At 72.8% G+C, this 26746-nt stretch carries 30 protein-coding genes and 3 tRNA genes; 24 read left to right on the plus strand and 9 right to left on the minus strand.

Annotated elements, in window-relative coordinates; translation table 11 throughout:
* Positions 1–106: 106 nt before the first annotated feature.
* The 3 genes from ACPYO4_RS02825 (at position 107) to purM (ending at position 3590) form a co-directional block, all read left to right on the plus strand.
* Positions 107–646 (plus strand): hypothetical protein, encoded by a 540-nt coding sequence (locus tag ACPYO4_RS02825; RefSeq protein WP_425707701.1) that lies wholly within the window; start codon positions 107–109, stop codon positions 644–646.
* A gap of 272 nt (positions 647–918) precedes the next feature.
* Positions 919–2379, plus strand: a complete 1461-nt coding sequence (gene purF / locus ACPYO4_RS02830) for an amidophosphoribosyltransferase (RefSeq protein ID WP_425707702.1) — start codon at positions 919–921, stop codon at positions 2377–2379.
* Positions 2376–3590, plus strand: a complete 1215-nt coding sequence (gene purM, locus ACPYO4_RS02835) for a phosphoribosylformylglycinamidine cyclo-ligase (RefSeq protein WP_425707703.1) — start codon at positions 2376–2378, stop codon at positions 3588–3590. The genes purF and purM overlap by 4 nt, the downstream gene beginning before the upstream one ends.
* 266 nt (positions 3591–3856) lie before the next feature.
* Here purM and ACPYO4_RS02840 read toward each other — a convergent pair whose 3' ends face one another.
* Positions 3857–4048 carry a DUF3073 domain-containing protein gene (locus ACPYO4_RS02840; RefSeq protein WP_425707704.1) on the minus strand — a complete coding sequence of 64 codons (192 nt, stop codon included), beginning with the start codon at positions 4046–4048 and terminating at the stop codon, positions 3857–3859.
* A 378-nt stretch (positions 4049–4426) separates the two neighbouring features.
* On the opposite strand from ACPYO4_RS02840, the gene ACPYO4_RS02845 reads away from it, so the two are divergent.
* Positions 4427–4642, plus strand: a complete 216-nt coding sequence (locus ACPYO4_RS02845; protein WP_425707917.1) for a BldC family transcriptional regulator — start codon at positions 4427–4429, stop codon at positions 4640–4642.
* A 115-nt stretch (positions 4643–4757) separates the two neighbouring features.
* Here ACPYO4_RS02845 and ACPYO4_RS02850 read toward each other — a convergent pair whose 3' ends face one another.
* Together ACPYO4_RS02850 and ACPYO4_RS02855 are read right to left on the minus strand one after the other, a co-directional pair.
* On the minus strand, positions 4758–5066 hold the full coding sequence (locus ACPYO4_RS02850) for a DUF3618 domain-containing protein (protein ID WP_425707705.1): 309 nt from the start codon (positions 5064–5066) through the stop codon (positions 4758–4760).
* Positions 5063–5551 carry a phage holin family protein gene (locus tag ACPYO4_RS02855; protein ID WP_425707706.1) on the minus strand — a complete coding sequence of 163 codons (489 nt, stop codon included), beginning with the start codon at positions 5549–5551 and terminating at the stop codon, positions 5063–5065. The genes ACPYO4_RS02850 and ACPYO4_RS02855 overlap by 4 nt, the downstream gene beginning before the upstream one ends.
* A gap of 643 nt (positions 5552–6194) precedes the next feature.
* Between ACPYO4_RS02855 and ACPYO4_RS02860 the strand changes: the two genes are divergently transcribed.
* A complete protein-coding gene (locus tag ACPYO4_RS02860) occupies positions 6195–8087 on the plus strand; it encodes a peptidoglycan DD-metalloendopeptidase family protein (protein WP_425707707.1) in 1893 nt (630 codons plus the stop codon).
* A gap of 102 nt (positions 8088–8189) precedes the next feature.
* Here the strand turns inward: ACPYO4_RS02860 and ACPYO4_RS02865 are convergent, their stop codons facing one another.
* The 4 genes from ACPYO4_RS02865 to ACPYO4_RS02880 form a co-directional block, all read right to left on the minus strand.
* Positions 8190–8345: a hypothetical protein gene (locus ACPYO4_RS02865; protein ID WP_425707708.1), complete on the minus strand. Its 156-nt coding sequence runs from the start codon at positions 8343–8345 to the stop codon at positions 8190–8192.
* 264 nt (positions 8346–8609) lie between these two features.
* Positions 8610–8682: transfer RNA gene (locus tag ACPYO4_RS02870), tRNA-Phe, on the minus strand.
* Positions 8683–8718: 36 nt separating this feature from the next.
* Positions 8719–8792, minus strand: a tRNA-Asp gene (locus ACPYO4_RS02875).
* 61 nt (positions 8793–8853) lie between these two features.
* Positions 8854–8926 (minus strand) — tRNA-Glu (locus ACPYO4_RS02880).
* 432 nt (positions 8927–9358) lie between these two features.
* Between ACPYO4_RS02880 and ACPYO4_RS02885 the strand changes: the two genes are divergently transcribed.
* The 16 genes from ACPYO4_RS02885 (at position 9359) to ACPYO4_RS02960 (ending at position 22683) form a co-directional block, all read left to right on the plus strand.
* Positions 9359–9718 carry a metallopeptidase family protein gene (locus ACPYO4_RS02885; RefSeq protein ID WP_425707918.1) on the plus strand — a complete coding sequence of 120 codons (360 nt, stop codon included), beginning with the start codon at positions 9359–9361 and terminating at the stop codon, positions 9716–9718.
* Positions 9719–10016: 298 nt separating this feature from the next.
* Positions 10017–10700 carry a hypothetical protein gene (locus ACPYO4_RS02890; RefSeq protein ID WP_425707709.1) on the plus strand — a complete coding sequence of 228 codons (684 nt, stop codon included), beginning with the start codon at positions 10017–10019 and terminating at the stop codon, positions 10698–10700.
* A complete protein-coding gene (locus ACPYO4_RS02895; protein WP_425707710.1) occupies positions 10693–11811 on the plus strand; it encodes an SRPBCC family protein in 1119 nt (372 codons plus the stop codon). The genes ACPYO4_RS02890 and ACPYO4_RS02895 overlap by 8 nt, the downstream gene beginning before the upstream one ends.
* A 30-nt stretch (positions 11812–11841) precedes the next feature.
* Positions 11842–12264: a gas vesicle protein GvpJ gene (gene gvpJ / locus ACPYO4_RS02900; RefSeq protein ID WP_425707711.1), complete on the plus strand. Its 423-nt coding sequence runs from the start codon at positions 11842–11844 to the stop codon at positions 12262–12264.
* The gene (locus ACPYO4_RS02905) at positions 12261–13013 is read left to right on the plus strand and encodes a GvpL/GvpF family gas vesicle protein (RefSeq protein ID WP_425707712.1); all 753 of its coding nucleotides are present in this window, start codon (positions 12261–12263) and stop codon (positions 13011–13013) included. Before gvpJ ends, ACPYO4_RS02905 begins: the two co-directional genes overlap by 4 nt.
* Positions 13014–13018: 5 nt before the next feature.
* Complete coding sequence (locus ACPYO4_RS02910) at positions 13019–13273, plus strand: gas vesicle protein GvpG (RefSeq protein WP_425707713.1); 255 nt, start codon at positions 13019–13021, stop codon at positions 13271–13273.
* Between the two features lie 5 nt (positions 13274–13278).
* Entirely contained in the window at positions 13279–13845 is a 567-nt protein-coding gene (gene gvpO / locus ACPYO4_RS02915; protein ID WP_425707714.1) for a gas vesicle protein GvpO, read from the plus strand.
* 26 nt (positions 13846–13871) lie between these two features.
* Positions 13872–14363: a gas vesicle protein gene (locus tag ACPYO4_RS02920; RefSeq protein WP_425707715.1), complete on the plus strand. Its 492-nt coding sequence runs from the start codon at positions 13872–13874 to the stop codon at positions 14361–14363.
* A gap of 48 nt (positions 14364–14411) precedes the next feature.
* Positions 14412–15431 carry a gas vesicle protein gene (locus tag ACPYO4_RS02925; RefSeq protein WP_425707716.1) on the plus strand — a complete coding sequence of 340 codons (1020 nt, stop codon included), beginning with the start codon at positions 14412–14414 and terminating at the stop codon, positions 15429–15431.
* The gene (locus ACPYO4_RS02930; protein ID WP_425707717.1) at positions 15415–15738 is read left to right on the plus strand and encodes a gas vesicle protein K; all 324 of its coding nucleotides are present in this window, start codon (positions 15415–15417) and stop codon (positions 15736–15738) included. The genes ACPYO4_RS02925 and ACPYO4_RS02930 overlap by 17 nt, the downstream gene beginning before the upstream one ends.
* Positions 15735–16559, plus strand: a complete 825-nt coding sequence (locus ACPYO4_RS02935; protein WP_425707718.1) for a GvpL/GvpF family gas vesicle protein — start codon at positions 15735–15737, stop codon at positions 16557–16559. Before ACPYO4_RS02930 ends, ACPYO4_RS02935 begins: the two co-directional genes overlap by 4 nt.
* Before the next feature lie 126 nt (positions 16560–16685).
* Positions 16686–19343 (plus strand): mechanosensitive ion channel family protein, encoded by a 2658-nt coding sequence (locus tag ACPYO4_RS02940; RefSeq protein WP_425707719.1) that lies wholly within the window; start codon positions 16686–16688, stop codon positions 19341–19343.
* Positions 19344–19419: 76 nt separating this feature from the next.
* Complete coding sequence (msrB, locus tag ACPYO4_RS02945; protein ID WP_425707720.1) at positions 19420–19875, plus strand: peptide-methionine (R)-S-oxide reductase MsrB; 456 nt, start codon at positions 19420–19422, stop codon at positions 19873–19875.
* On the plus strand, positions 19875–20810 hold the full coding sequence (locus ACPYO4_RS02950; RefSeq protein WP_425707721.1) for an endonuclease/exonuclease/phosphatase family protein: 936 nt from the start codon (positions 19875–19877) through the stop codon (positions 20808–20810). The genes msrB and ACPYO4_RS02950 overlap by 1 nt, the downstream gene beginning before the upstream one ends.
* Positions 20807–21727 (plus strand): AEC family transporter, encoded by a 921-nt coding sequence (locus ACPYO4_RS02955; protein WP_425707722.1) that lies wholly within the window; start codon positions 20807–20809, stop codon positions 21725–21727. Before ACPYO4_RS02950 ends, ACPYO4_RS02955 begins: the two co-directional genes overlap by 4 nt.
* Entirely contained in the window at positions 21724–22683 is a 960-nt protein-coding gene (locus tag ACPYO4_RS02960; RefSeq protein WP_425707723.1) for an EamA family transporter, read from the plus strand. The genes ACPYO4_RS02955 and ACPYO4_RS02960 overlap by 4 nt, the downstream gene beginning before the upstream one ends.
* 51 nt (positions 22684–22734) lie before the next feature.
* On the opposite strand, the gene ACPYO4_RS02965 is transcribed toward ACPYO4_RS02960, so the two are convergent.
* Positions 22735–23496: a TetR/AcrR family transcriptional regulator gene (locus tag ACPYO4_RS02965; RefSeq protein WP_425707724.1), complete on the minus strand. Its 762-nt coding sequence runs from the start codon at positions 23494–23496 to the stop codon at positions 22735–22737.
* Positions 23497–23585: 89 nt separating this feature from the next.
* Between ACPYO4_RS02965 and ACPYO4_RS02970 the strand changes: the two genes are divergently transcribed.
* The 3 genes from ACPYO4_RS02970 to ACPYO4_RS02980 are packed head-to-tail and all read left to right on the plus strand — an operon-like array spanning position 23586 to position 25992.
* Positions 23586–24527, plus strand: coding sequence for an ABC transporter ATP-binding protein (locus ACPYO4_RS02970; protein ID WP_425707725.1), 942 nt, complete (start codon positions 23586–23588; stop codon positions 24525–24527).
* The gene (locus ACPYO4_RS02975; RefSeq protein WP_425707726.1) at positions 24524–25384 is read left to right on the plus strand and encodes an ABC transporter permease; all 861 of its coding nucleotides are present in this window, start codon (positions 24524–24526) and stop codon (positions 25382–25384) included. The genes ACPYO4_RS02970 and ACPYO4_RS02975 overlap by 4 nt, the downstream gene beginning before the upstream one ends.
* A complete protein-coding gene (locus ACPYO4_RS02980; RefSeq protein ID WP_425707727.1) occupies positions 25381–25992 on the plus strand; it encodes a hypothetical protein in 612 nt (203 codons plus the stop codon). Before ACPYO4_RS02975 ends, ACPYO4_RS02980 begins: the two co-directional genes overlap by 4 nt.
* Here the strand turns inward: ACPYO4_RS02980 and ACPYO4_RS02985 are convergent.
* Positions 25952–26731 carry a TetR/AcrR family transcriptional regulator gene (locus tag ACPYO4_RS02985; protein WP_425707728.1) on the minus strand — a complete coding sequence of 260 codons (780 nt, stop codon included), beginning with the start codon at positions 26729–26731 and terminating at the stop codon, positions 25952–25954. The two genes, ACPYO4_RS02980 and ACPYO4_RS02985, sit on opposite strands and share 41 nt — an antisense overlap.
* Between the last annotated feature and the right edge of the window lie 15 nt (positions 26732–26746).

The raw sequence follows: 26746 nt of genomic DNA on the forward strand, positions 1-26746 counted from the left end.
CCCCGACGTCGAGCCCAGCTCCCCGGGCCCCGACGTCGTGGCCGGCGCCCGTCGGTCCGCGCTACGCCCCTTGCGGCCGCGCGGGCCGTCGGCGTGCAATGGAGCCATGGCCACCACGCCGGCAACGCCCCCGACGACGTCGAACCCCTCCGCCCAGAGGCTGGACATCGTCGTCGACGACTCTGCCTGCGACCCGAACGACCTCGCCCAGTGCGGCGGAGTCGAGGTCACCGTCGGCGGTGACGTGCGCTGGGACGACCTCGTGGCGCGCGCCGTGACCTCCGGCTGGCCCGGCTTCGAGCTGCTCGGCGGCGCTGCGGCCACGGTCGCCGAGGCGGTGCGCGGCAACGTCGAGCGGTACGGCGAGGCGGTCGCCGACGTCGTGGCCTCGGTGCGCGCCTGGGACCACGCCGACGACGCACGACGCTCCTTCGCGTTCGTCGAGTGCCGGTTCACGCCCGGCGGGTCGCGGTTCACCGAGGCGCTGGCGGACGGCCGGCCGCGCTACGAGATCCTCGACGTCAGCTTCCTGCTCCAGCAGGGCGACCTCACGGCGCGGGTCACGAGCGCGGAGCTGGCCGGGCGTCTCGGCGTCGAGGTGGGGGAGCGTGTCCCGCTCGCCGACGCCGCCCGCGCCACCCGCTGACCATCCGTCGACGCTGAGCCTGCAGGCCCGGGCCGACGCCGAGCCGGTCGCTCCCCGCCGACGCCGAGGCAGTGGGCAATCCACCGAGTCAGTGCCCGCGGTCGACTGCCTCGATGGATACCCGATTGACTCGGTGAAGGTGCTCCCCGCTGACTCAGCAGATCCCCCATCGTCTCGGCGGAGGGGCCTCCCATCGCCTCGGTGAGGGGAGCACGCGGTCCGTCCCCGGACCGCCCCGCGGCTGCCACCTACCCCCGTGAGACACTGCGGGCGTGGCAGGTGGCGACGGTCGGCTCTCGCACGAGCTCATCCCGGGGGAGAAGGGCCCGCAGGACTCCTGCGGCGTCTTCGGCGTGTGGGCGCCGGGCGAGGAGGTCGCGCGGCTGACCTACTTCGGCCTCTATGCCCTCCAGCACCGGGGGCAGGAGGCCGCGGGCATCGCCACCTCCGACGGCGAGTCGATCCTCGTCTACAAGGACACCGGGCTCGTCTCCCAGGTCTTCGACGACCAGGCGCTCGAGTCGCTCAGCGGCCACCTCGCCGTCGGGCACGCGCGCTACGCCACCGCCGGGGGCCGCGCCTGGCACAACGCGCAGCCGACGCTCGGCCCCACCGCGACCGGCACCGTCGCGCTGGCCCACAACGGCAACCTCACCAACGTCCACGAGCTGCTCGACATCGTCAGCGAGCGCTCCGGCACCGACCTCTCGGGCGACCTGGGCAAGGGTTCCTCGACGGACACCGCCGTCATCACGCACCTGCTCGGCACCGAGCCGCCCTCCGACGGCGGTCTCGGTGACGCCGCCATGGCGGTCCTGCCCCTCCTGCGCGGCGCCTTCTCGCTGGTGTTCATGGACGAGCACACGCTCTACGCCGCCCGTGACCCGCACGGCATCCGCCCCCTCGTGCTCGGGCGCCTGCCCAGCGGGTGGGCGGTGGCCTCGGAGACGGCCGCGCTGGACATCGTCGGTGCCACGTTCGTGCGGGAGGTCGAGCCGGGCGAGCTCCTCGCCGTCGACGCCGACGGCCTGCGCTCGAGCCGCTTCGCCCTGGCCGACCCGAAGGGCTGCATCTTCGAGTACGTCTACCTGGCCCGCCCCGACACCACGATCGCGGGCCGCCCGGTCAACTCCGCGCGCACCGAGATGGGCCGCGTCCTGGCCCGCGAGGCTCCCGCCGAGGCCGACCTCGTCATCCCCACCCCGGACTCCGGCACGCCGGCCGCGATCGGCTACGCCCAGGCCTCCGGACTGCCGTTCGCGCAGGGCCTGGTGAAGAACGCCTACGTGGGCCGGACGTTCATCCAGCCCACGCAGACGATCCGCCAGCTCGGCATCCGCCTCAAGCTCAACCCGATGCGCGAGGTCATCGCGGGCAAGCGGCTCGTCGTCGTCGACGACTCCATCGTGCGCGGCAACACCCAGCGCGCCCTCGTGCGGATGCTCCGGGAGGCCGGCGCCGCCGAGGTCCACGTCCGCATCTCCTCGCCGCCGGTGAAGTGGCCCTGCTACTACGGCATCGACTTCGCCACGCGCGCCGAGCTCATCGCCAACGGCATGAGCGTGGAGCAGATCCGTGACTCCCTCGGCGCCGACTCGCTCGGCTACATCTCCGTCGACGGCATGGTCGAGGCCACCGCCATCGCGCCGGATCGCCTGTGCACCGCCTGCTTCACCGGGGCCTACCCGGTGCCGCACGAGGACGCCTCGCTCACTCCGGTGGTCTCCGCATGAGCTCCTCCACGAGCCCCACGCCGGAGCACACCCCCGCGTCCCGGCCACCGATCGGGAGCACGACGCCGAAGGGCACGACGCCGGACGGCACGACGTCGACGGGCGAGGCGATCACCTACGCGGCCGCCGGCGTGGACACCGAGGCCGGGGACCGCGCCGTCGAGCTGATGAAGTACGCCGTGCGGCGCACGCTCACGCCCGACGTGCTCGGCGGCGTCGGCGGCTTCGCGGGGCTCGTCGACGTCAGCGCGCTCAAGGACTACCGGCGGCCGCTGCTCGCGACCTCCACGGACGGTGTCGGGACCAAGATCGCGATCGCGCGAGCCATGGACGTCCACGACACGATCGGGCAGGACCTCGTGGCGATGGTCGTCGACGACATCGTGGTGGTCGGCGCGACCCCGCTGCTCATGACCGACTACATCGCGTGCGGGAAGGTCGACCCCGTGCGCGTGGCCGACATCGTCCGCGGGATCGCCGCCGCCTGCGAGGTGGCCGGCGTGCCGCTGCTGGGCGGGGAGACCGCCGAGCACCCGGGGCTCATGGCTGCGGACGAGTACGACGTGGCCGGCGCGGCGACCGGCGCGGTCGACGCCGACGACGTCCTGGGACCCGAGCGGGTCCGCTCCGGCGACGTGCTCCTGGCCATGGCCTCCTCCGGGCTCCACTCGAACGGCTACTCGCTCGTGCGGCGCGTGGTGGAGACGGCCGGCTGGGCGCTCGACCGCGACGTGCCCGAGCTCGGCCGCACCCTGGGGGAGGAGCTCCTCGAGCCGACGCGACTGTACACGCGGCCGTCCCTCGAGCTCGCCGGTGCGCTGGGGCCGGACCTGCACGCGTTCACGCACGTCACCGGGGGTGGTCTCGCCGCGAACCTCGCGCGCGTGCTGCCGACGGGGCTCGTGGCCGACGTCGACCGCGGCGCGTGGGAGGTGCCGCCGGTCTTCGGGCTCGTGCAGGCGCTCGGCCGCGTCCCCTGGGACGACCTCGAGGGCACGCTCAACCTCGGCGTCGGGATGGTGGCCGTCCTCGCGCCCGAGCGCGTCGACGAGGCGACGGCCCTGCTCGACGCCGCCGGCGTGCCCACGCGGGTGATCGGCGAGATCGGCGAGGACCCCGGTGGGGTGCCGGACGGAGCGCGCGCCGTCAGCGGGACGAAGGGCGTGGCCGGCGGCGCCGTCCACCTGCGCGGGAGCTACCGCGCCGGCTGACCCCGGTCCCACGAGTGAGGGGCTTTCTGCCCGTACGCCGGACGAGTGAGCGGACTTCTGCCCGTACGCCGGACGAGCGAGCGGACTACTGTCGGCCGACGCGTGCGGTTCGCCGTCGTCGGGCATGGTCCGGTTTGTGCCCTGGTCACGGGCACGACGGAGCCACGGCGCCGAGACGCCGTGGATGTCGTGTGCGCTACCGGCGGACCGTGGTGCTCACGCTCCGCCCGTCCTGACGTCGCCCGACAGGTGCCGGGCGTCCGGTGTCAGGAACGGGCCGAGTAGCCGTCCCACTCGTCGTCGTCCGCCGGAGTGGTCTCGTACGACCGCTGGTCGTCGCCACCGTCACCCCGGGACGCGAGCTCACGCTCGAGTGCCGCGTAGTCGGTCGCTGGGCTGAAGTACTTCAGCTCGCGGGCAACCTTGGTCTGCTTTGCCTTCTGACGGCCGCGCCCCATGGAGCCGACCCCCTCCAACGTAGGAACCGGGGCAAGCATCGCGAACGATGGGGTCCCGGCTGAGTGGTCAAGTATCTGTCGTGGGGCCACCGTACCCCGCCGCCCGGGCAGGTGCCCATTCCGGACAGGGCGTCGTAGGGCACACCCGAGGGGCACACCCGAGCAACGTGCCGGGCGGTGGCCGTCGGTGCGGCGGGCGCGTCGTCGGGGGCGGGCGCCGTGTCGCGCTCAGGGCGCGCGAAGGTGCGTGCCGATCGTCCACGTCCCAATTGTCGGGACCATCGGCCCAGGCGTCCGGCGCAGCGGCGGGCAATGATGGGGAGGAACGGATGGGGCCGCGGGGACGGGTGCGGCCACGAGGACCGAGGGGTGGAGAACATGGACGCGACGCCGCCGAAGGATCTGCTGACGCCCGGGGAGGTGGCCGGGTACTTCCGCGTGGATCCCAAGACCGTCACGCGCTGGGCGAACGCCGGGAAGATCGACGCGGTCCGCACGCTGGGCGGGCACCGGCGCTTCCGCCGCGACCAGGTCGCGCAGCTCATGCGGGAGTCGGGCATCGATCCCGCGCGGCTCGACCGCGAGGCCGGCTGAGCCCGACGCACGCAAAGGGCCGGCCCGGTGTCTCTCGACGCCGGGCCGGCCCTTCGGTCTGTTCTGCCGGGCTGCGCGGGGGTGCCGCGGAGCGCCGGTACTGCGCGGAGCCGCGCTACTTCTTCCCGCGGATCGCGGCGATGACGAACACGCCCGCGACGGCGGCCGCGACGCCGGCGACCGCCAGCGCCCCGGAGTCGCCCTCCTTGACGCCCTTGGCGAACCCGGTGGCCTTGTCCTTCATGCCGCCCACGGCGTCCCTGGCCCCGGCCTTGGCGGCCTCGACCTGGCGCTTGGGGTCGAGCTTGTAGGACAGCTCGCCGACCGTGGAGGTCAGGTCCGCCCGGGCGCGCTCGATCTCGGCCTGGATCTCCTCGGCCGTCTGCTTCTTGTCCGGTCGCTCGCCCGGCGTCTCAACGGTCATCGCTGAACCTCCTCGTCAGAGGTCGTGTCATTGCCGAGCCCCTTCTTCACGGCCGCGACGTCCTCCTTGAGGCCCTCCTGCGGCGCAACGGTGTACTGCTTGTGCTTGTTGAGCGTCTTGATGCCCACGAGAGCGAGGATCCCGACGACGAGGAAGATCCCGACCGTGACGATGAGCGCCGACAGCCACAGGGGCAGCGCCTCGGCGATCCCCCAGGTCGCGGTGAGGAAGGCCATGCCGAGGCCGTAGAGCGCGAGCACGCCGGCGATCGCGAGGAAGATCGCGCCCTTCGAGATCTTGGCGACCTTCTCGGTGGCCTGTGCCTTGGCCAGGTTGATCTCGCCCTTGACCAGCGCGCTGACCTGCTGCGACATACGACTGAAGAGTTCGCCGATCGACGGCTCCTCGGCGGGCGCGTTCGGGGCGAACCCCGGGGCCCGGCGTGCTTCCGTGGGGTCGACGCCCCCCAGGTCGGACTGGCTCACCGTGGATCAGCTCCTCCGTGTCGTGTCACCGGCCGCGGAACGCGCCGCCGGCGTTGATCCCGCTCAGCGTAATGCGGGAGGTCACTCCACCCCAACAGGAACGACGTCGGTGACGACTGGAGCGTCAGTCCGCCGACGCCGCGACGCACGTCGGCCATGGTGCTCGCCTCTCGTCCGGCCGGCGTCGGCGCGCGCGACCGTCGGTGGGCCGTGCGTGCCCGGGACCGCGGATCTGCGATCGCCCGCTGCCGTTCGGCCGTGCCTGCCGACGAGACCAGGGGAAGAGTGACGAGTGCACGGGCTGTCGCACGGTGTCAACCTGTGTGGAGTCGCTGGCCGTCGCTCGCGGTGTTCAGTGTGACGGCGGCGTAGGGCGCCTTGAGTCGGGGCTGGCGGTGGCACCGGTCGGGGTGGGGGCGCGGCCAGCGCGTCGAGACTGGTCCGTCACCGGTGGTGACTTTCGATCCAGGTGCCGACCTGCACGTGCCGGGCAGATTCGCGCTCACTCGCGGGGAGGGACGGCGCTCGTCCGTCGGCGAGGGGGATGAACACTCGGCGACCGGGCACGCATAACGACTTCCCGTTGCCGTGACGGTGGCACGCTGTCCCCGGCTCCCCCCTTCCCGGCCACCCGAGGTCCACCGTGCGCTCTTCCCTTCCTTCCCCGACCGCCCGCCCAGGGCGACGACGCCTGACCGGCCTGAGCTCCGCCGTCGGGCTGGGTCTGCTCCTCTCGCTCGCCGGCCCCGCCGCCGCGGACCCCGGCACCTCCGACGGCACCGGCACCTCCGACGGCACCGAGGAACCGACCACGGTCCCGGCGCCGGAGGACCAGACGGACGAGCTGCCCGAGAACCCGGCCCCCTCCGACGACCCGATCCGGGAGGGCGAGCTCGTCCCGCGCACGCAGAGCACCGCCCCGATCACCGCGGGACCGCTGGCCGAGGTCGACGCCCCGCCCGCGGGGAACCGCGGGGTCGTCGGGCCGCTGGGGACGAGCACGTACGCGCTGACCTCCTACATGGGGCCGCGCTGCATCCCCATCAGGTACGGCTCGACCAGCCACGGCGGCGTCGACTTCGGTGCCCCCGCGGGCACGGCGCTGTACGCGATCGCGGACGGCGTCGTCGTCAACCAGCTCAACGACCCGGTCGCGGGGGAGTGGCTGCTCGTGCGGCACACCATCGACGGCCGGCACGTCTTCGCCAGCTACTCCCACACGCTGGACCGCGACCGGTACGTGCGGGTGGGGGACACCGTGCGCGCCGGACAGCGGATCGCCGACGTCGGATCGACCGGCGTGTCCACCGGCCCGCACCTCCACCTCGAGATCTGGCTCGACGCCTACCTGCGCGGCACCCGCGTCGAGCCGATCGCCTGGTTCGCCGGCCGCGGCGTCGACCTGCGGGCCGCGGCCGTGCGCGCCGTCCCGATGGAGACGCCCGCGACCTGCCAGTACTACGCCATCGGGTCGACGCCGATCCGCGCCTCCGCGTCGTCGGGCGCCCGCGTGCTCACCACCGCCACGCACTTCACGCCGCTGACCGGCTGGCCCGGGGACAAGACCGGCGACTGGGTGCGCGTCCGGGCGAACGGGGTCACCGGCTGGGCGCACGCCTCGAACGTCTCGCCGGTGCGCTCCGGCGAGCCCCAGGCCCGCACGACGGCGGCCACCATCCTGCGCTCGTCACGCGCCTTCGCGGACGACAACCACGTGGCCTCGCTCGCGTCGGGGGCGCGGATCGAGGTCGTCGACGCGCTCATCGACGGCTGGTACCGCGTGACGTCCGGCTCGAGGTCGGGCTGGCTGCACCACTCGACGGTCGCGGTCACGCCCGGGGTGCGGCACGGCATCGACGAGGGGTTCTTCCTCGCGAACACCTTCACCACCAGCGCGACCTCGATCTTCAGCTTCGGCAGCTACTACGACCGGTTCTACGTGGGCGACTGGGACGGCAACGGCACCGACACGATCGCCTACCGGCGCGACGCCGTGTACCGGATCCGCCAGAACAACACCCCGGGCCAGCCCGACGTCGAGCTCACCTACGGGCGCGCGGGCGACGAGGTCTACGTCGGCGACTGGGACGGCGACGGCACGGACACCTTCGCCGTGCGGCGCGGCAACGAGTTCCACATCCGCAACTCGCTGACCTCGGGCGTGGCCGACGTCGTCCTGCAGTACGGGCGCGCGGGCGACGAGGTGCTCGTGGGCGACTGGGACGGCGACGGCATCGACACGTTCACCGTGCGGCGCGGCAACGAGTTCTTCGTGTCGAACACGATGGAGTCCGGCTGGGCCGACGCCGAGCTCACCTACGGCCGGGCCGGCGACGACGTGTACGTGGGCGACTGGGACGCCGACGGCGAGGACACCTTCGCCGTGCGCCGCGGGTTCACCTATTTCGTGCGCAACTCCATGGAGTCCGGCTGGGCCGACACGCAGATCGACTACGGCCGTGCCGCCGACGAGACCTACGTGGGCGACTGGGACGGCGACGGGTCCGACACGCTCGGGATCTACCGCTTCTCCTGAGCGGCGCTCCCGTCCTGAGGGGCGCTCCCGCCCTGAGCGGCGCTCCCGAACATGCGAGAGGGGGCCGGATCTCGTTGATCCGGCCCCCTCCGTCACGCGTCGCTACACGCGGTTCTTGCCCCGCCTGAGGAGGCTCAGGATGAGCGACACCACGACGATCGCGATGCCGAGCCAGATGAGGAACTGCGCCGCCTCGACCGCGACGCCGATGACCAGCATGATGACGCCCGCAACGATGAGAATCAGCCACAAGGACATGTGCACTCCCTTCGACGGCGGCGCCGTGCGGCACCGCGTGTGCTCCCGATGTTCGCAGACCGGTGCGGCATCGGCATCTTGAGAATGGCCGCGTGACAGGTTCACCGCCCTCGCGCCCGTTCACCTGGCCTGCCCGTCCGGCCGCGCGGACGTCACATCGGGGCCGGGTCGGGCTTCGTCGTCGGGCATGGACCCGGCGCGGTTCGCGTCGTCGGGCATGAGCAAGGGGCCGGACCCGCGTGGGATCCGGCCCCTTGCCTGCAGTGGCTCCGACCGGGGTCGATCCGGTGACCTTCCGATTTTCAGTCGGACGCTCTACCAACTGAGCTACAGAGCCCTGCGCCGATGCGCGGCCGTCCGACCGGCTCGACTGCGACCCTGACGGGACTTGAACCCGCGACCTCCGCCGTGACAGGGCGGCGCGCTAACCAACTGCGCTACAGGGCCTTGCTGTGTACTTCTGGTCGTGCTGGTACTGCCGTGCTCGGGACGTTCCGGTCGAGGAGCGTACCCCCAACGGGATTCGAACCCGTGCTACCGCCGTGAAAGGGCGGGGTCCTAGGCCGCTAGACGATGGGGGCCAATGACTCCCGTCGCCCAGGCGTCCTGAGGCCTGGACAAGCATAGGTTGCTCGCCGGGGTGGTTCCAACCGGTTGGGGTGTGCGCTCCGTCATGCCGCGCGGACCATGCGGTGCGCTGTCGAGGACGCGGTTGCTGTGCCGAGGGCACGGTTGCTGTGCCGAGGGCACGGTTGCCGTGTCGAGGACGCGGTGTGTCCTCGAGGGCGCGGTTGCCGTGCCGAGTGGATCCCCGCCGTCGGTCCTCTCGGCGCGTTGCTCGTCATCTCGGCGGGAGGCCGCGTCCTCGGCGGGACCCCGGGCCTGCGGTGAGTACCCGGGCCTGCGGAGGGAACCCGCGCCCTCGACGCACACCCGCGCCCTCGACGCCGATGGAGCGCCCGCCCGTCCGGCCGCCGCACATCGCGGGGTGCGACGATGGGGGCGTGGTGGAGATGAGCGAGCAGGAGTTCGAGGAGGCCGTGGCCGACGCCCTGGACCTCGTCCCGCCCGAGCTCGCCGCCGCGATGGACAACGTGGTGGTCCTCGTCGAGGAGGAGGCCACGCCCGAGCAGCTCGACGGCGTCGAGGCGGGCGAGCTCTTCGGCATCTACGAGGGGACCCCGCTGACCGACCGCGACGACGGCTGGGCCGGCTCCCTGCCCGACCGCATCACGATCTTCCGCGGGCCGACGCTGCGGTGGTGCGAGGACGTCGAGGAGGTCGTCGACGAGGTCGCCGTCACGGTCGTCCACGAGATCGCCCACCACTTCGGCATCTCCGACGAGCGACTCCACGAGCTCGGCTGGGGCTGACGCCGGCCCGACCGCCGCAGGTTCGGACCGCGCCTCCCTCGGCGAGCAGGACCGGTCCAGCGCGCCGACCAGCGAGCACGTACCAACCGCGCGTCCCCCCAGTGAGCGGGGGCGCGTCCTGCGAGCAGTGCAGTAAGCAGGCCCGGACCACCGGCCCCGTCGGCGAGCAGGTCAGGCCGCGCGTTGAGGGCACCCGGTTCTGGGCACACGCAGGGCAGCACCAACGCCGGCAACCGAGCCTCACCGTCATCCGGGGGCCGGCGGCAGCAGTCGACCGCGACATGTTCGGAGGACGCACATGGCTAGCAAGGTGAAAGTGACAGGACTGGTGCTGGCGGGCTACCTGCTCGGCCGGACCAAGAAGTTGGGTCTGGCCCTGACCATCGCGGGCGCGATCGCCGGGTCCAAGGCGGCCGGCAACCGGGACAAGATCTCGAGCGCGTTGAAGGAGCTCACCGAGGCCACGCCCGAGCTCAAGGAGCTGGGCGAGAAGGTGACGGGCCGACTGGCCGACTCCGGGAAGCATGCGGCCACGGCGTTCGCGGCCAAGGGCGCCGACACGCTGAGCGTGAAGCTCAAGGAGCAGACCGACAGGCTGAACGCGTCCATGGACACGTCGTCCTCGACGGATGCGGACGCCGAGTCCGACGACGACGCGCCCGCCGACGAGGCGCCGTCGGACGACGCGCCGGACGCCGAGGACGCCCCCGACGAGGAGGAGTCCGGCGACGCCCCGAAGGACGACGCCGACTCTGACGATGCCGATCCCGCGGACGACGACGAGTCGGCCGAGGCGGCAGAGGACGAGAAGTCCGAGCCCAAGAAGCCCACCCGCCGCAAGACATCGAGCTCGGGCAGCAGGTCCGGGACGGGCAGTCGGGCCAAGCGCGCCGCGTCCGGCGGCCGAGACAAGCGTTCGACCTCTGGCTCGAAGTCGTCGTCGGGCGCCTCCAGCAAGGCCAAGGAGGAGTCGGATGAGTGAGACAACCAGCGAGAACACCTCGGGCTCCGCGTTGGAGGGACTGAAGCAGCAGGCGATCGAGTTCGCCAAGACGGCCGGCCGCAAGGCACTGTCCTCGGCCGGCGACCGGGTCGACGACCTCGTCGACCGCTTCGAGGGCTCGGGAGGCTCCGCCGGCGAGGCCGCGAAGGCGGGCGCAGAGAAGATCGCCGAGGGCGAGTCCCCCGCCAAGGCTGCGCTGTCCGCGGCGGGCACCGGGATCAAGGACAAGATCGCCGGCGCGTTCGGTGGCGGTTCGAGCGGCGGGTCCGGCGACTTCAAGTTCATGAACATCGTCGAGTCGGCAGACCTCGGCGTGCCCGTGAGCGCCGCCTACAACGCGTTCACCCAGTTCGAGGACTGGCCCGACTTCATGAAGAAGGTCGAGCACGCCGAGCGGGGCGACGACGACGTCACGGTGACGATCAAGGGGCAGGTGATGTGGTCGCACCGGACCTGGGACGCGACGATCACCGAGCAGGTCGCGGACTCGCACATCGTGTGGGAGTCGACCGGCGAGAAGGGCCACATCAGCGGCAGCGTCTCGTTCCACGAGGTGGCGCCGCGGCTCACGCGCATGGTGATGGTCCTCGAGTACCACCCGCAGGGCTTCGTCGAGAAGACGGCCAACATCTGGCGCGCCGCGGGTCGTCGCGCCCGGCTCGAGATGAAGTTCTTCGTGCACCACGTGATGACCGAGACGATCCTCGACCCCGACGGCGTCGAGGGCTGGCGCGGCGAGATCCGCGACGGCGAGCTGGTCACCTCGCACGAGGACACCCTGGAGCAGGAGGCCGCGGACCGGGAGGCGGCCGAGGCCGAGGGCGGCGACCAGCCGCCGGAGTCCGAGGAGGAGAGCGCCGAGGACGAGCCGTACGAGGACGAGCCGTACGAGGACGAGGAGCCTCCCGAGGCCGAGGCCGAGGCGTACGACGACGAGGAGGCCTTCGAGGACGACCCCGCCATGGACGAGGACGCCCCGGCCGACGACGAGGAGCTCTCCGAGGAGGAGGTTCCCGACGAGGACACGGCCCCTGCGGCCGACGACGAGTACGACGACGAAGCAACCGACGAGGAGGAGGGGCGCGCCTGACGCGCCCGTCCGAGGAAGCAGGTCGAGAACATGAGTACACAGACTGTCGAGCGTTCGCGCGGAAGCTACGTCGACCGGCCGTCGTCCAGCTCGCTGGCCGACGTCGTCGAGATCATCCTCGACAAGGGTCTGGTGATCGACGCCTACGTCCGCGTCTCGCTGGTCGGCATCGAGGTCCTCACCGTCGACGCGCGCATCGTCATCGCGAGCGTGGACACCTATCTGCGATTCGCCGAGGCGACGAACCGTCTCGACCTGGCGAACCAGGGCGGGCGCGACCTGCCCGAGCTGATGGGCGGGATGATGGAGAACGGCTCCAAGGGCAAGACCAAGGGAGGTGTCGAGGGCGTCAAGGACGCACTCACCGGCGACGACGAAGACGACGACTCGGACGAGGAGGCGCAGCCTCGACGCAGGAAGCGCCCCGCGCGCCAGTCCTCGGACTCCGGATGAGCACACCCAGCGTGATGGTCACGGATCGGTACCTCTACGGCGTCGTCCTCTCGGGCGGCGACCTTCGCGCCGAGCTCGTCGGCGTGCAGGGCCGGCCCGTCCGCACGGTCCGGTCGGGGCGTGTCGCGGCGCTCGTGGGCGACCTCGAGGCGGCCGACGTGCTCGGTACGCCCGACGACCTCCTCGCCCACACGAACGTGCTCGACGCCGTCGCCACGACGGACCCGGTGCTGCCCCTGGCGTTCGGCACCGTCGTCCCGGACGACGTGTCGATCGAGAACGACGTGCTCGCCCCGAGGGAGCGGGAGTACGCCGAGGCGCTGGAGTCGTTGACCGGGTACGCGCAGTACAGCCTGCGCGTGATGTTCGACCGGGACACGGTCCTGCGCGAGATCGTCACCCACGACCGGGAGGCGGGCGACCTGCAGGCGGTCATCGCCGGCACCACCGAGGACCAGACGCGTCCGCAGCGGATCCGCCTCGGTGAGATCGTCGTCCGCTCGTTCGAGAGCCTGCGGCCGGCGGAGGCGGCACCCGTCCTCGACCGACTGGCCGAGGTCGCGGCCGACGTCTCGGAACGTGAGGCCGGGCAGGCGGATGCGGTCCTCGAGGCTGCGGTCCTCGTCGCGTACGACGAGGCGCCGACCTTCGAGGCCGCCGTCGAGGATCTCGCGGCGGCGAACCACGAGCGGCTGAGGTTCCGGCTCGTCGGGCCGCAGGCGCCCTACGACTTCGTGTCGGGCAGGTAGAGGCCATGGGTCTGTTCTCCGCGATCCTCGGGGCCCCCCTGGCCCCGCTCCGCGGCACCGTCTGGGTGGCCGAGCAGGTCCGTGACGAGGCCGAGCGGCAGTACTACGACCCCGGGACCATCCGGCGCGCGTTGGAGGACGTCGCGGACGCACGCACGGCCGGAACGATCGACGCGGACGAGGCGGACCGGCTCGAACGAGAGCTCGTCGCCCGGCTGCTCGAGTCGACGCGACGCACCAACGGGAGAGGGACGCGGTGAGCGACGTGACCACCGACAGGAACGAGAACCAGAGCGAGACCGCCGACGAGGAGGCAGACGTCGAGGAGTCGGCGGAGAGCGCCGACGACCGCACGGACAGCAGGGACCGGGACCGCTCCGACGGCGGGGATCGCGGCCAGGGTGAGGGCGAGCCTCGCCGCAGCCGTCGTCCGGCATCGAGCGGTTCGTCCCGGCCGGCCCGCGCCTCCGCGCAGGGACGGAGCACCTCCGGTGCGCGCTCGGGCTCCCGCAGTGCGAAGACCGAGCGCGAGGAACAGTCCTCGCGCGGGGGACGGCCGAGCGGGCGATCCTCGACGACGCTCTCGGCCATGCAGATCGCCGGCTCGGCGATCGAGCAGTTCAGCTCGCTCACGGCCCGGACGCCGGAGTCGGTGGTCGGTGTCGAGCGGAGAGACGACCAGTGGCAGGTCCGGCTCGAGGTGGTGGAGGCCCGACGTATCCCGGACACCTCCGACCTGATGGCCGAGTACGAGGTCGAGGTGGACTCCGACGGCGACATCGTCGGGTACAGCCGCAAGGACCGTTACGTCCGCGGTCAGGCCTCGGGATGACAGCCGCAACGAAGGGAGACGCGGGCATGAGCGTCGCGCACACCGTCAACAGGCCGATGGAGCCCGAGCGGAACCGCGAGGGCACGCTGCTGCACGTGGTCGAGACCCTCCTGGACAAGGGACTGGTGCTCAACGCCGACATCATGGTGTCGGTGGCGGGCGTCGAGCTGCTCGGCATCAGGATCCGTGCGGCCCTCGCGTCGTTCGAGACGGCGGCACGCTACGGGCTCGACTTCCCGGCCGGCACCGACCGGGACACGGTCGCCTGGCAGGAGGCGATCGAGCAGAAGGACACCTGCCCGGAGTGCGGCAAGCGGGCCGAGCTCAAGCAGCTGATGAACGAGTACTGCCCCTGGTGCGGCTGGCAGAGCGCCATGGCGAAGCAGCTGGCCGCGGACGCAGCCGACCGCTCGGAGCACGCGCACGCCGAGCTGAGCGCCTCCCGCGACGAGCACGACGAGACGGGGGCCGCGGCCGACCGCCCGGACGCCGCGACCACCGCGCAGCGTGACGGCTGACCCGTGATGTCGGCACAACCAGCCCCGGCCGTGCGACAAGCCCCGCCCATGCAGCCGACCAGAGACCCGCGCGCGACCCTGCCCGATCTCATCGAGGTGCTGCTCAACAAGGGCGTCTACCTCAACCTCGACCTCATCATCTCCGTGGCCGACATCCCGCTGATCGGGGTCAACCTGCGGGCCACGATCGCCGGCATCGAGACGATGCTGGAGTACGGGATGATGCGGCAGTGGGACGAGCAGACCCGCGCCTGGGTGCAGCGGTCCGTGACCGCGCACCTGCCGATGGCGACGGACGAGGCCATCGTCGCCAAGATGGCCGGCGGCCACTACCAGGACAACTTCTACCGCACCTGGCGGCCGGGCAGCGCCTACCTCACCAACCGCCGGCTGATCATCCACCGCCGCGACCCGGCAGAGACGCTCTGGCAGTCCGATCTGTCCGCCATCGCCTCGATCCGGCCGCTGCGTCAGCGCTCGACCGGTGGTGAGGAACGGACCCGCATCGCGGTCACGCTGAGCGACGGCGAACAGGCCACCCTGTCCGCCGTCGACCCCGAACGTCTCATCTCACTCACCCGGGAGCAGCGACGACGGGCGCTCGAGCCGGAGGCCACGACCGCGGTCGGGCCCCACGAGACGCGGGGGACGTCGGCCGGAGGCGCCCTGGGTGACGATCTCGCCCCGGGCCCGGACGCCCCGCTGCACCAGGGCCCGGTGTGGTACCTCGAGTCGCTCGCCGAGGGCGGCGTCTGGCGGGCCGGGACGGCGACGCTCACCGAGACCGAGGGACTCGTCTGGACGTCCCCTGCCGACCGCCGTGCCCGCGTGCGCATCCCGCCCCGCGACGTCACGGACCTCCGGCTCGAGAGCCACCGGAACCCGACCGACGCTTCCCGCACGCTGGTGGTCTCGACGAACCGTCGCACCGTGCGCCTGGCGACGGACGACGCCGAGCACTGGGCCCGGGCCGTCATGTCCCTCCTCGCGGAGGACCGGCGGGACCGGGCCGACCACGAGGGGCGAACGGCCCACGATCCGGAGGCGCACGATGGCCCTGCAGGTTGACGAGGAGAGCCTCAAGCACGGGGTGCTCACGCTGGTGGTCACGCTCGTCGAGGTGATCCAGGAGGCGCTCGAGACTCAGGCCGTGCGCCGGATGGAGGGCGGCGACCTCACCGAGGAGGAGCAGGACCGGCTGGGGGAGGCGCTGCTCGAGCTCGACGAGGCCATGGACCAGATCAAGTCCGAGCACGGGATCACCGACTCCGTCACCGACCTCCACCGTGGACTCGACGACGTCGTCGACGAGGTCGTCGACAAGCTGATCAACCCCGCTCGCTGGGCGGAGGAGAACCGCAGGGAGGGCCCGTGACGCCCGATCCCGACGGCACCGGTGGCTCCGCGGGCTCCGCGGAGGTGACGCTCTACGTCTACGCGGTCGTCCCCGCCGGCGACCACCGACCGCGGGTGAGCGGGATCGACGGGGCAGCGCTCGACGTCGTCGGACCGGTCGGTGGACCCCGCGCGGTGGTCCACCGGCACGCCGCGGCTCCCTACGACGGCCCCGACGACGACGTCAAGCTGTGGATCCTGCAGCACAGCGACGTCGTCGAGGACGCGTGGGAGGGGGCGGGCGCCGTCCTGCCGGTCTCGTTCAACGTCATCGTCCGGCCCGACGCCGAGACCGGGGCCACGGCGGAGGCTCAGCTCACCGCATGGCTGATGACCGAGGGCCCGGCGCTGCGGCGCAGGCTCGACGAGCTGACCGGCACGTCGGAGCTGAGGGTGGAGGTCTCTCTGGACCACGAGGAGTACGCGGCCTCGAACGCGGAGATGCGGCAGATCGCGGACGAGATGGCGGACCGGCCCGCGGGGGTGCGCCGGCTGCTCGAGAAGCGCGCCGAGAAGATGGGCAAGGAGATCACGGACCGCGCCGCCGACGACCTCTACCCCGAGCTCCGGACGAGGATCGCCGGGCACTGCGTCGAGATCGAGGAGTACCGCTCGCCCGCGCGGGAGACCGGACTCGTCCCCGTGCTCACGGCGTCGTGCCTCGTGCGCGCGCCCCGCCAGCAGGAGCTCGGCGCGGAGCTCTCGGCGATCGCCTCGGAGCAGCCGGCGGTACGGATCCGGTTCCTCGGGCCCTGGCCGCCGTACTCGTTCGCGGAGCTGCCCGGCGCCGACCCGGCGTGAGCGCCCCGTGCGCAGGCGTGACCGCCCGTCGCGCACAGGTCGAGGGGCGCCGCGCCCCGTGAGTCTGCGCACCTCCGCGCGGACGCTCCGGCACGGCGCCCGACGTCGGCCCCTAGCCTGGGAGCCATGGAAGAGGACACGACCGAGCAGGCCATCGAGACCACCCTCGACGTCCTCTCCGTGGCGTTCAGCTCGCTCGTCGGCGCCGCGGCCGGTCTCGCCGTCGCCCTCCTGCTGGGCGCCGTGTTCGGGGTGCTCGCGCGCCGGCGTGCGCCGATCAGGATCGTCTACGCACGCATCAAGGCTCCGGTGCGGCTGCTGCTCATGGTCATCGGTGCCACGATCGGCTTCTACCTCGCGACCCGGCTGCCCCCGGAGGCGCAGGTGCCGGGCTGGCGCGGCACCATCCAGCACTCGCTCGTCGTGGCGATCATCGTCGCGATCACGTGGCTGGTGGCCGCGCTCGCGAACGTGGCCGAGGACTTCGCACTCAAGGGCGTGCGCGAACGCGCGGGCGACGGCGAGGTCTCCACCCACGGCCGCCGGATCCAGACCCAGGCGGTCATGCTGCGTCGGGTCGGCGTCGTCGTCATCTGGGTCATCGGCATCGCGGTCGTGCTGCTGACCTTCCCCGGCGCGCGCGCGGCGGGTGCGTCGATGCTGGCGTCGGCCGGTGTGCTCTCGGTCGTCGCAGGAATCGCGGCCCAGGGGACCCTGGCGAACCTCTTCGCGGGCATCCAGCTCGCCTTCACGGACGCGATCCGCGTGGACGACACGATCGTCATCGAGGGCGAGTACGGATACATCGAGGAGATCACCCTCACCTACGTGGTGGTCCTGACCTGGGACAACCGGCGGATCATCCTGCCCTCGTCGCACTTCACCACCAACCCGTTCGAGAACTGGACCCGGCGCGAGACCAGCATCCTGGGCACGGTGACCTTCGACGTCGACTGGCGGGTCCCCGTGCCCGCGATGCGGGCCGAGATGCAACGGCTCCTCGACCGCACGCCGCTCTGGGACAAGAACCTCGGCATCTTCCAGGTGTTCGACGCCGTCGGCGGGTACGTCACCGTCCGCGCGCTCGTCTCGGCCAAGGACCCCGGCACGCTCGTCGACCTCAGGTACTACCTGCGCGAGGAGCTGCTCGACTTCCTGCAGACCCGTGCTCCCTACGCCCTGCCCCGCACGCGGATCGAGGACATCGTGCCGCCGCCGGATGCGCTCGTGCCGCCGCGCCCGCGCGACCTCGACGAGCAGGCCGAGCTCGACGCCGACCTGGCCGAGCTCGCCGACCTGGACAAGGAGTTCCGCGACCAGGCCCGCGCGCAGGAGTATGCGGTGCAGCAGGAGAGCCGCGAGACGATCGAGCGGCGCAAGCAGCGGGAGTCGGCGGCGCGACGTGCGCGCCGCCGGGCCGCGCGGGAGGACCGACGTCGGGCGCGTGAGTCCGGCGGCGCCATCGGCAGGTCCGGACCGGTGGGACGGCACGACGACACCGGTTCCCAGACCACGGTGATGAGCACGGAGGCCCTCGAGGAGGCGCTCGCCGCGTCCCGCTCGGACCGGTCCTCCGCCCCGTCGGGACAGTCGCCGACGTCCACCGGCCGCCGCGGCACGGGCCGTGACGCCCGGTCCGGCCGCCGCGCCCGAGGGGCAGGCGCCGGCGCGGCGGACGTCGGTGCAGGTACCGGCGAGGCGGGTGCGGCCGGCGCCGGAGCGTCGGGTACGGAAGCGGCCGCGACCGGTGCGTCGGCCCCGTCGGCCGGGTCCGCAGCGATGGCGGGGCAGGGACCGGTGGGTTGGACCGCCAGGTCCCGGACCTCAGCGGTGTCAGCGATCTCCGCCGGCTCGGCGAACACGGCTGCCGTGTACCCCCCGGGCTACCCCGACGACATGGTGCGCACCGGCTCCGCGGACGTTCCCGGTCTGCACGACGAGTACCCCCTCGGACCCCTGCGCACGAGCCTGGTCTACCGGTTCGGTCGCGGCCTCTCGGCGCCGAGCGCCCGCTCCGCCGCGCCGGCCGGCAAGGGGCCGATCGGTGACGCACCGACCGGGGCGTCGAGAACGGCCGCGTCCGCCACCACCGGCACGCACGCCTCCTCGATGTACACCGGATCCCCGGAGAACGAGGAGCGGGGTGCCAAGTTCACGGGCCCGGACGAGGCCGTGCAGGCCGAGCTCGAGGCGAACGTCGAGCGCCGGCGTGCGGCCAGCACCGGGGAGAACCTCGCCCTGGACGGCGACGACGACTCCGCGCACGACCCGGCCGCCGTCGCCTTCGGATCCGTCGCCACGGGCGGTGGGACCGGCGACGGCGGCGCTGCCGAGGAGCACGGCGAGGACGCCCTCACGTCCGATGAGCGGCCCGTGCCGCCCGACGCCACCCCCGTCGTCGAGGGGCCGGTCGAGGTCACCGGCGACCTGGGTGCGGCGCCGTCGGCGGACGTGCGTCCGGCGCGGTCGGGGGAGACCTCGGTGCTCCCGGCCGTCGAGGCCGAGGGCTTCGCCGACGCCGATGCGGAGGGCTTCGCGGGTGCCGACCCGGAGGGCTTCGGCGACATCGAGGACGACGCCGACGGCGCGTGGAGCGCGTCGGGCGCCGACCCGGAGACCGAGCACGGCGCGCAGGTGCGGGACCCCGACGAGGACGCGCGGGGCCCCCGTGGCCGCGGGGTCGTCTACGGCCGCGACGGCTCGGACCTGGGTGCCGGTCCCGGTGAGGGCGGCGCGGGACGGGGCCACGACGGCGGCGACGGCGGAGGTGCCGGCGGCGACTGAGCTCGACGGTTGTGCGGTGCGTCATCGGCTCTGGACCGCACGTGACGTTTCCGCGGAACAGGCGCACGATGGACCCATGACGACCTCCACCGGCGACTACGCCGTCAGCAGGACCGACGAGGAGTGGCGGGAGATCCTCGACCCCGCCGAGTTCCAGGTGCTCCGCCTCGCGGGCACCGAGCGCCCGGGCACGGGCGAGCTGTTGCACGAGGACCGCGAGGGCATCTACTCGTGCCGCGCCTGCGGCGCCGAGCTCTTCCGCTCGGAGACCAAGTTCGACGCGCACTGCGGCTGGCCGTCCTTCTACGCCCCGCAGGACTCCGACGCCGTCGAGCTGATCGAGGACCGCACCCTCGGCATGGTCCGCACCGAGGTCCGGTGCCGGCGCTGCGGCTCGCACCTCGGGCACGTCTTCGACGACGCGCCGCAGACCCCCACCGGCGACCGCTTCTGCATGAACTCGGTCTCGCTGTCCTTCGCCCCCGCGGGCGACGCGCCCGGGGGCCCCGCCGGGTCCGAGCCCTCGGCCTGATGGCCGGCCGCCCGCTCCGGGTGGCCACGGTCAACCTCCAGCACGGCTCGCCGTCGCGCGGGGACGACCCGCGCCCGGACTCGCACCCGCGCCCGGACTCGCACCCGCGCCCGGAGTCGCACCCGCGCCCGGACTCGCACTCCCACCCGGGCCTGCCCGCCACGCACCGCGCGCTCGTCGCCGCGGGGCGGGCGCTCGCAGGCCTGGAGCTCGACGTCGTCGCGCTCCAGGAGGTCGACCGCGGCCAGCGGCGCTCCCGCTATGTCGACCAGGCGCGGGTCCTCGCGCGCCTGCTGCGGATGCCGTGGTGGCGCCTCGCCGCCGCCGAGGTCGGTCCGCGCGGCGGCCCGAGGTTCCGGCCCCCGTTCGCGCCGACGGCCTGGCGGCCGGCCTACGGGGTCGCGCTGCTGAGCCGGCTGCCCGTGCGGGCCTGGCACGCGTGGGGCTTCCCCGCCGACCTGCGGGTCCTGCGCAGCGCCCACCCGCTGGCCGTCGGCGGGCCCGTGCTGCGCCTCGGTCCGTTCGCCGTGCGTCGTGACGAGGCCCGGGTGGCGCTCGCCGCCGAGATCGACGCGCCGGGCGGGCCCCTCGCCGTCGCCGCCACGCACCTGAGCACCGACGGCGACGCCGCCCGCGCGCAGCTCCGTGCCGTCGCGGGCCGCCTGCGGACGCTCCCCGGCCCGCACGTCCTCGCCGGCGACCTCAACCTCGGCCCCGACGACGTCGCCGCAGTCACCGGCCTCTCGCCCCTCGGCGTCGGGTCGACGTTCCCGGCGCACGCCCCCCGGCGGCAGATCGACCACGTGCTCGGCGCCCTCGGCCCGCCCGGCGCCGCCGGCGCGACCACCACCGGCGAGACCCACCGGCTGCCGGTGTCCGACCACCTCGCGCTCGTCGCGACCGTCGTCGGCCCGCGCCGCGGCGGAGCGTCGTGACCGGCGTCGTCACCGGCTTCCTCGGCCTCGCGCTCATCGCCGCCGCGGGCTACGTGCTCGCGCGGATCGGCGTCGTCGGCAAGGGTGGGGCGGACACCCTGAGCACCGTGGTGTTCTACGTCGGCGTGCCCATGCTCATGCTCCGCACGGTCGCCGAGGCCGACGTCGCGCACGTCCTGTCCCTCGCCGCCGTCGTCACGATCGTCGCCGCCCTGCTCGTCGCGGCGCTCTACGCGATCCTCGCCCGCACGGTCCTGAGGATCGACGCCGCGGGCACCGTCGTCGGCGCGCTGAGCGCCTCCTACGTCAACGCCGGGAACATCGGGCTCCCGATCCTCGTCCTCGCCGTCGGCACCGCCGCGCCCGTCGTCCCCGCGATGATGCTCCAGCTCCTCGTCCTCGCGCCGCTGAGCTTCGCCCTGCTCGACCGCTTCACCGGGCGGACCGGCTCGGGCTGGCGACGCGTCCTCTCCCCGATCACGTCACCACCCGTGCTGGGCGTGCTCGCGGGGCTGACGCTCTCGCTGACCGGGATCACCCTGCCGGCCGCCGTCGGGCTGCCCGTCGGGATGCTCGCCGACATGACCGTGCCGATGCTCCTGCTCGCCTTCGGCATGTCCATCCACGGCGGGGGTGCCGGCCCGGACCGGGAGCCCGCGGCCGTGGTCTGGACCGCGATCGTCCTGCGCGTGGCCCTCGGCCCGCTGCTCGCCTGGACCATCGGGGGACCCGTCGTCGGGCTGGAGGGTGACGTGCTGCTGGGTGTCGTCGTGGTGGCCGCCCTGCCGACCGCCCAGAACGTGTTCGTCTACGCCATGCGGTACGGCACGCACGTGGATCTCGCCCGGCGCGCGGCCCTCGTCACCAGCGTGCTCAGCGTGCCGGTGGTCGTCGCGGCCACGGGCCTGCTCTCGTGACGGCCCGGGGAGGGGGCGCGACGTCGAACGGCACGCCCGGCGGCGGGCCGCCCGGACGTGGCCCGGGCCGGCTGGGCCGACTCGTCGGCTCCGTGCCGCCGCCCGTCTACTTCCTCACCGCGGGGACGTCGAGCTACGTGGGCTCGGGTCTCGCCGTCGGGCTGTTCGTCTCCTCGCCGGCCCTCGCCGTGGGCTGGGCGCGCATCCTGCTGGCGGCGATCATCCTCGTGGCGTGGCGGCGGCCCTGGCGCCGATGGCCCCGCGACCGGCCGTGGGTGGCGCTCGGCTGGACCGCGGCCTTCGGGGCGGCGCTCGGCGGCACGAACCTGCTGTTCTACGAGTCCATCGCCCGGCTGCCGCTCGGGACCGCCGTGTCGCTGGAGTACCTCGGCCCCGTGCTCCTCGCCGCGATCGGCGGCCGGGGCTGGCTCAACCGCGTGGCGGTCGTCCTCGCCTTCGCCGGCGTGGCGACGATCGGTGGCCTGGGCGTGGACCTCGCCGACACCGACCAGCTCGTCGGGACGATCTACGCGCTGCTGGCGGGTGCCACGTGGGCGACCTACATGTGGGTCGGACAGCGCCAGGCGGCGCGAGTGCCGGGGGCGGACACGCTCGCCGTCGGCCTGGCGATCGCGGCGCTGATGTACGCGCCGATCGGGATACCCGGCTCCGGGCCGCTGCTCGCGCCCGACCTCCTGCCGTTCGTCGTCGGGGTGGCGGTGCTGTCGTCCGTGGTGCCCTACGTCATCGACCAGCTGGCCTTCAGGCGGCTCACCGCGTCGATGTTCGCCCTGCTCAGCTCGCTGCTGCCGGTGACCTCGCTGATCGTCGGGCTCGTGGTGCTCGGCCAGGTGCCCAACGCCGCCGAGATCGCCGGGCTCGTCATGGTCTCGGTCGCCGTCGGGCTCGCGAGCCGGCCGAGTCCCGGGCGGCGGGCGAGCCGGCCGGCGCCGTAGTCGACACGCGGACAGGGGCCGGACGCCGTCGTGCACCGGGTCCTCCGGGGCTCAGTCCTCCTCGGCCGACCGGACCCGCTGCTCGAGTCCGGCGATGATGAGATCCAGGCCCAGGTCGTACTCGGACTCGACGCCTTCGTCGGTCTCGACCACGGGGACCTCGCTGATGACGTAGCTGCCCGACTGCATCACCGGCTCCAGGTGCGGGAACCGCTCGGGCGTGACGACCTCGGCGAGGGTCCGGGCCCCTTCGGCCGTCACCGCGACGTTCCCCGTGGCGGCCAGGTTCTGCTCCAGCTCGACGACCGAGGCGACGTGCTGGGAGATCACCAGGATGAGGCCGATCTTCTCGTCGGCCTCCAGCGGCAGGTCCTTCATCGCCGCCAGGCCGTGGTCGGCCGCGCGGATGCTGTTGGGCATGAGGACCGAGATCGGCCCGCGCGGGATCTCGAGCACCCAGGGGTGGTCCCGATAGGCGTGGCGCACCATGTCCGCCCAGTCGCGCAGGGCCTCCTGCCAGTCGGACGGAAGCTCGAGCGTCTCCGGCACGGAGAGCGCGGCGTCCTGCATCAGCCACAGCAGCTCCTCCTTGCCCGAGACGTACCGGTAGAGCGACATCGTGGTGAACCCCAGGGACCGGGTGACCGCCTGCATGGTGACCGCGGCGAGTCCCTCCGCATCGGCGATCTCGATGGCGGCCTCGACGATCCGCTCGTGGCTCAGGCCGCGGCTGGGCCCGCGCTGCGGGACCTCGTGCATGCCCCAGGCGATGGCCACGGCGCGCGGCAGCCCGGTCTCGGTGGCGTCGGTCATGCCGAGCATCCTCCCACCGGCGGAGGTGAAGCGGATCGCTCCGCGCGACATCTGTGTACGTCACAGACTGTGTATGGCACACTCAGTGCATGACATACACAGATGTGCCGCTCGTCGAGATCTCGGGTCTCTCGAAGAGCTATGGCAGGCACCAGGTCCTCAGCGACCTCGACCTGAGCCTTCCGCCCGGCATCCACGCGCTGCTGGGGCCCAACGGGGCGGGGAAGACCACCCTGGTCAACATCCTGTCCACCCTGGTCCCGGCCACCTCCGGCGAGGCGCGCGTGCTCGGCATGGACGTGCGTCGTGACCGGAAGCGGCTCCAGGGGCTGATCTCCCTGACCGGCCAGTACGCGGCCGTCGACGGTTCGCTGTCCGGCATGGAGAACATGCTGATGATGGGTGAGCTCTTCGGGCTCTCCCGCAAGGATGCGCGGCGTCGCGCCGACGAGCTGCTGGAGAGCTTCGACCTGACCGGGGCGAGCGGCCGGCGCACCTCGACCTACTCCGGCGGGATGCGGCGCAAGCTCGACATCGCGGTGAGCCTCATCGCCGGGCCGCAGCTGATCTTCCTCGACGAGCCCACCACGGGCCTCGACACCCGTAGCCGGCAGGCGCTCTGGGACGAGATCAACTCCCTGGCCGACGCCGGAACCTCCATCGTGCTGACCACCCAGTACCTGGAGGAGGCCGACGTGCTCGCCGACCGCATCATGGTGCTCAACGACGGCGGGATCGTCGCCGACGGCACCCCCTCCCAGCTCAAGGAACGCGTCGGTGGATCGACCATCCAGCTGCACGACGACGCCGGCCACATCGTGGAGACCCTGCCCACCGCGGGCTCCGCCGCCGACGTCGCGCGGGAGGTCGCCGAGGTCGCCCGCCGCCGACCCGACGTCGGCATCACCGTGCGCACCCCGACCATGGACGAGGTCTTCCTCGAGCTCACCGGGATCGCGACGCCCTCGACCACCGCGTCCCCCTCGACCGCCGCGACCCCCGCGACCACCACGAAGGAGGTCACCTCGTGACCACGACCGGCACCCTGCCCGCTACCGCGCACGCATCCCCGGAGGCCCTTGCAGGCCGGACCGTCACGCCGATGTCCGGCGCCGGGTTCCTCACCGCGCTCAAGGTCTTCTCCGTGCGGAGCCTCAAGCACTCCTTCCGCGACGCCGAGTCGCTCCTCATGGCCGTCATCCTGCCGATCATGCTCATGCTGATCTTCACCTACGTGATGGGTGGCGCGATGGACGTGAGCGGTGACGGCACCACCTCCAGCGACGCCTACCTCTCGTACGTGCTGCCGGCGATCGTCGTCACGGCCGCCGGGTTCGGGGCGTCCTACACGGCGGTGGTCGTCAGCAACGACATGACGACCGGATTCATGAACCGCCTGCGCACCATGCCCTTCCCGTCCGTCACCGTGCTGCTGGGGCACGCGGTGTCCTCCATGGTGCGCAACCTCCTGGCCACCGCGGTGGTCTTCGCCGTGGCGCTCGCGGTCGGCTTCCGTACCGACGCGTCGTTCCTCCAGCTGCTCGGCTCCGTCGGCCTGGTCGCCCTGTGGATCCTCGTCATCACCGTGGTCTTCGCGGTGCTCGGCATGGTCGCAGGCTCGGCCGAGTCCGCCAGCGGGTACGGGTTCATGCTGTTGTTCCTGCCGTACGTCTCCTCGGGCTTCGCGCCGGTGGAGTCGATGCCGAGCTGGCTGCAGGGCTTCGCTCAGCACCAGCCGATGACGCCCATCATCGACGCCTCCCGAGCCCTGCTCAACGGCCAGAACCCCGGGAACGAGTGGTGGATCGGCGTCCTGTGGTGCGCCGGGTTCGTGGCGCTCGCCGTCTGGATGGCCGCCGTGCTCTTCCCTCGTAAGGTGGCCCGATGATCCGCGAGGCGTGGGGCAGGTTCGTCGGTCCCGAGGCCACACGGCTCGACCACGCGCTGACGGCGACGACGACGGCGGGCGGCGCCCTGATGGCAGCCGCGGTGGCCCGGGGTCGGGGTGGCGGCCGAGCCGCCACCGCGGCGTCGGCCGTCCTGGCGGCCGATCTCGTCGGCGGGGCCTACGTCAACAACACCCTCGCCTGTTCTCGCTGGTACGCCCGGCCCGGACAGGGCGACCGTGAGCACCTGACGTTCGCGGCCTGGCACGTGCATCCCGCGCTCGTGGCGTGGTTGGACCGCGGGCGATCGGGGCCCGTCCCCGGGCCGCTGTGGGCCGCGCTGCACCACGGCTACCTCATGGGTGCCACCCTCGCGATCCGCAGGTTCCCCCGACGACGCCGCACCCTCGGCGTGGCGCTGACCGCCGGAGGACTCGCGCTCGACCAGGCGATCGGCCGGTCTCGGCTCGTCCCCTGGTTCGCGTGGACCTACTACCCCAAGCTGCTCATGGGGCACGCCGCGGCCGCGCTCTGGTCCGACCGCCGGCTGGCCGAGCCGCGGGTCGGCGTCAGCCCGGGGCGTCCGGGTCCGAGCCGGACGCGCGGATGAGCTCGGCGACGCCGTCGACGACGAGCGAGACCCCGAGGCGGAACGTGCGTCGCGGGTCGCGCGCGGCGTCGGCGGCAGTGCCGACGCTGGTGCCGACCCGCCCCGAGACGGGGTAGTCCTCGTCGGCCATGAGATGGTCGAGCGCCGGTGCCACGACGGCCCACCACTCGGCATCGGTCAGACCCGAGCTGCTGCGTGCGGCGTGGTCGGCGCGGAGGTGACGCGCGGCGCCCTCGACGATGTTGAGGAGCGCGGTGAGGCTCGACTCCATGTCCAGGTCGGACAGCCCGATCCCGTCGAGGACCCCCAGCTCCGCCTCGTACTTCCGGGAGGCGTTCGGTCCGAGCAGGCTCCTGGCCTCGTGCACGTCGAGCAACCACGGGTGGCGTTCGAGGAGCTGCCAGTTGCGCTCCGCCACCTCGCGCAGGCCCGTGCGCCAGTCATCGGCAGGCCGTGCGTGGTCGACGTCGCCGTACAGCTCGCCGTAGACGTCGTCGGTCATGAGTGCGGTGAGGTCCTCCTTGCCGGGGACGTGGTGGTACAGCGCCATGGTGCTCACCCCGAGCTCCTCGGCGACCTTCCTCATGGAGGTGGCCGCCAGGCCCTGGGCGTCGGCCAGCTGCACGCCCGCCCGCACGATGCGCCCCACCGAGAGCCCGGACCTGCCCTGCTCCGGGTGGTGCCCCCACAGCAGGTAGAGGCTGCGGACGACCTCGGGCGCCGACCTGCCAGTGGCCACGATCCTCCTGATCCG

It is taken from the genome of Georgenia sp. Z1491 (assembly GCF_049856175.1).
In the GTDB taxonomy this organism is placed as follows: Bacteria; Actinomycetota; Actinomycetes; order Actinomycetales; family Actinomycetaceae; genus JB111.

Excerpts from the sequence above, each read along its gene's own strand:
- ACPYO4_RS02925 (WP_425707716.1), top strand. The coding sequence starts at position 14,412 with ATGCAGCCGACCAGAGACCCGCGCGCGACCCTGCCCGATCTCATCGAG.
- msrB (WP_425707720.1), top strand. The coding sequence starts at position 19,420 with ATGACGACCTCCACCGGCGACTACGCCGTCAGCAGGACCGACGAGGAG.
- ACPYO4_RS02970 (WP_425707725.1), top strand. The coding sequence starts at position 23,586 with ATGACATACACAGATGTGCCGCTCGTCGAGATCTCGGGTCTCTCGAAG.
- ACPYO4_RS02840 (WP_425707704.1), bottom strand. The coding sequence starts at position 4,048 with ATGGGGCGCGGCCGTCAGAAGGCAAAGCAGACCAAGGTTGCCCGCGAG.
- ACPYO4_RS02845 (WP_425707917.1), top strand. The coding sequence starts at position 4,427 with ATGGACGCGACGCCGCCGAAGGATCTGCTGACGCCCGGGGAGGTGGCC.
- ACPYO4_RS02890 (WP_425707709.1), top strand. The coding sequence starts at position 10,017 with ATGGCTAGCAAGGTGAAAGTGACAGGACTGGTGCTGGCGGGCTACCTG.
- ACPYO4_RS02905 (WP_425707712.1), top strand. The coding sequence starts at position 12,261 with ATGAGCACACCCAGCGTGATGGTCACGGATCGGTACCTCTACGGCGTC.
- ACPYO4_RS02930 (WP_425707717.1), top strand. The coding sequence starts at position 15,415 with ATGGCCCTGCAGGTTGACGAGGAGAGCCTCAAGCACGGGGTGCTCACG.
- gvpJ (WP_425707711.1), top strand. The coding sequence starts at position 11,842 with ATGAGTACACAGACTGTCGAGCGTTCGCGCGGAAGCTACGTCGACCGG.
- ACPYO4_RS02885 (WP_425707918.1), top strand. The coding sequence starts at position 9,359 with ATGAGCGAGCAGGAGTTCGAGGAGGCCGTGGCCGACGCCCTGGACCTC.
- ACPYO4_RS02910 (WP_425707713.1), top strand. The coding sequence starts at position 13,019 with ATGGGTCTGTTCTCCGCGATCCTCGGGGCCCCCCTGGCCCCGCTCCGC.
- ACPYO4_RS02950 (WP_425707721.1), top strand. The coding sequence starts at position 19,875 with ATGGCCGGCCGCCCGCTCCGGGTGGCCACGGTCAACCTCCAGCACGGC.
- purM (WP_425707703.1), top strand. The coding sequence starts at position 2,376 with ATGAGCTCCTCCACGAGCCCCACGCCGGAGCACACCCCCGCGTCCCGG.
- ACPYO4_RS02895 (WP_425707710.1), top strand. The coding sequence starts at position 10,693 with ATGAGTGAGACAACCAGCGAGAACACCTCGGGCTCCGCGTTGGAGGGA.
- ACPYO4_RS02980 (WP_425707727.1), top strand. The coding sequence starts at position 25,381 with ATGATCCGCGAGGCGTGGGGCAGGTTCGTCGGTCCCGAGGCCACACGG.
- ACPYO4_RS02920 (WP_425707715.1), top strand. The coding sequence starts at position 13,872 with ATGAGCGTCGCGCACACCGTCAACAGGCCGATGGAGCCCGAGCGGAAC.
- ACPYO4_RS02965 (WP_425707724.1), bottom strand. The coding sequence starts at position 23,496 with ATGACCGACGCCACCGAGACCGGGCTGCCGCGCGCCGTGGCCATCGCC.
- ACPYO4_RS02865 (WP_425707708.1), bottom strand. The coding sequence starts at position 8,345 with ATGTCCTTGTGGCTGATTCTCATCGTTGCGGGCGTCATCATGCTGGTC.
- ACPYO4_RS02940 (WP_425707719.1), top strand. The coding sequence starts at position 16,686 with ATGGAAGAGGACACGACCGAGCAGGCCATCGAGACCACCCTCGACGTC.
- ACPYO4_RS02850 (WP_425707705.1), bottom strand. The coding sequence starts at position 5,066 with ATGACCGTTGAGACGCCGGGCGAGCGACCGGACAAGAAGCAGACGGCC.
- ACPYO4_RS02825 (WP_425707701.1), top strand. The coding sequence starts at position 107 with ATGGCCACCACGCCGGCAACGCCCCCGACGACGTCGAACCCCTCCGCC.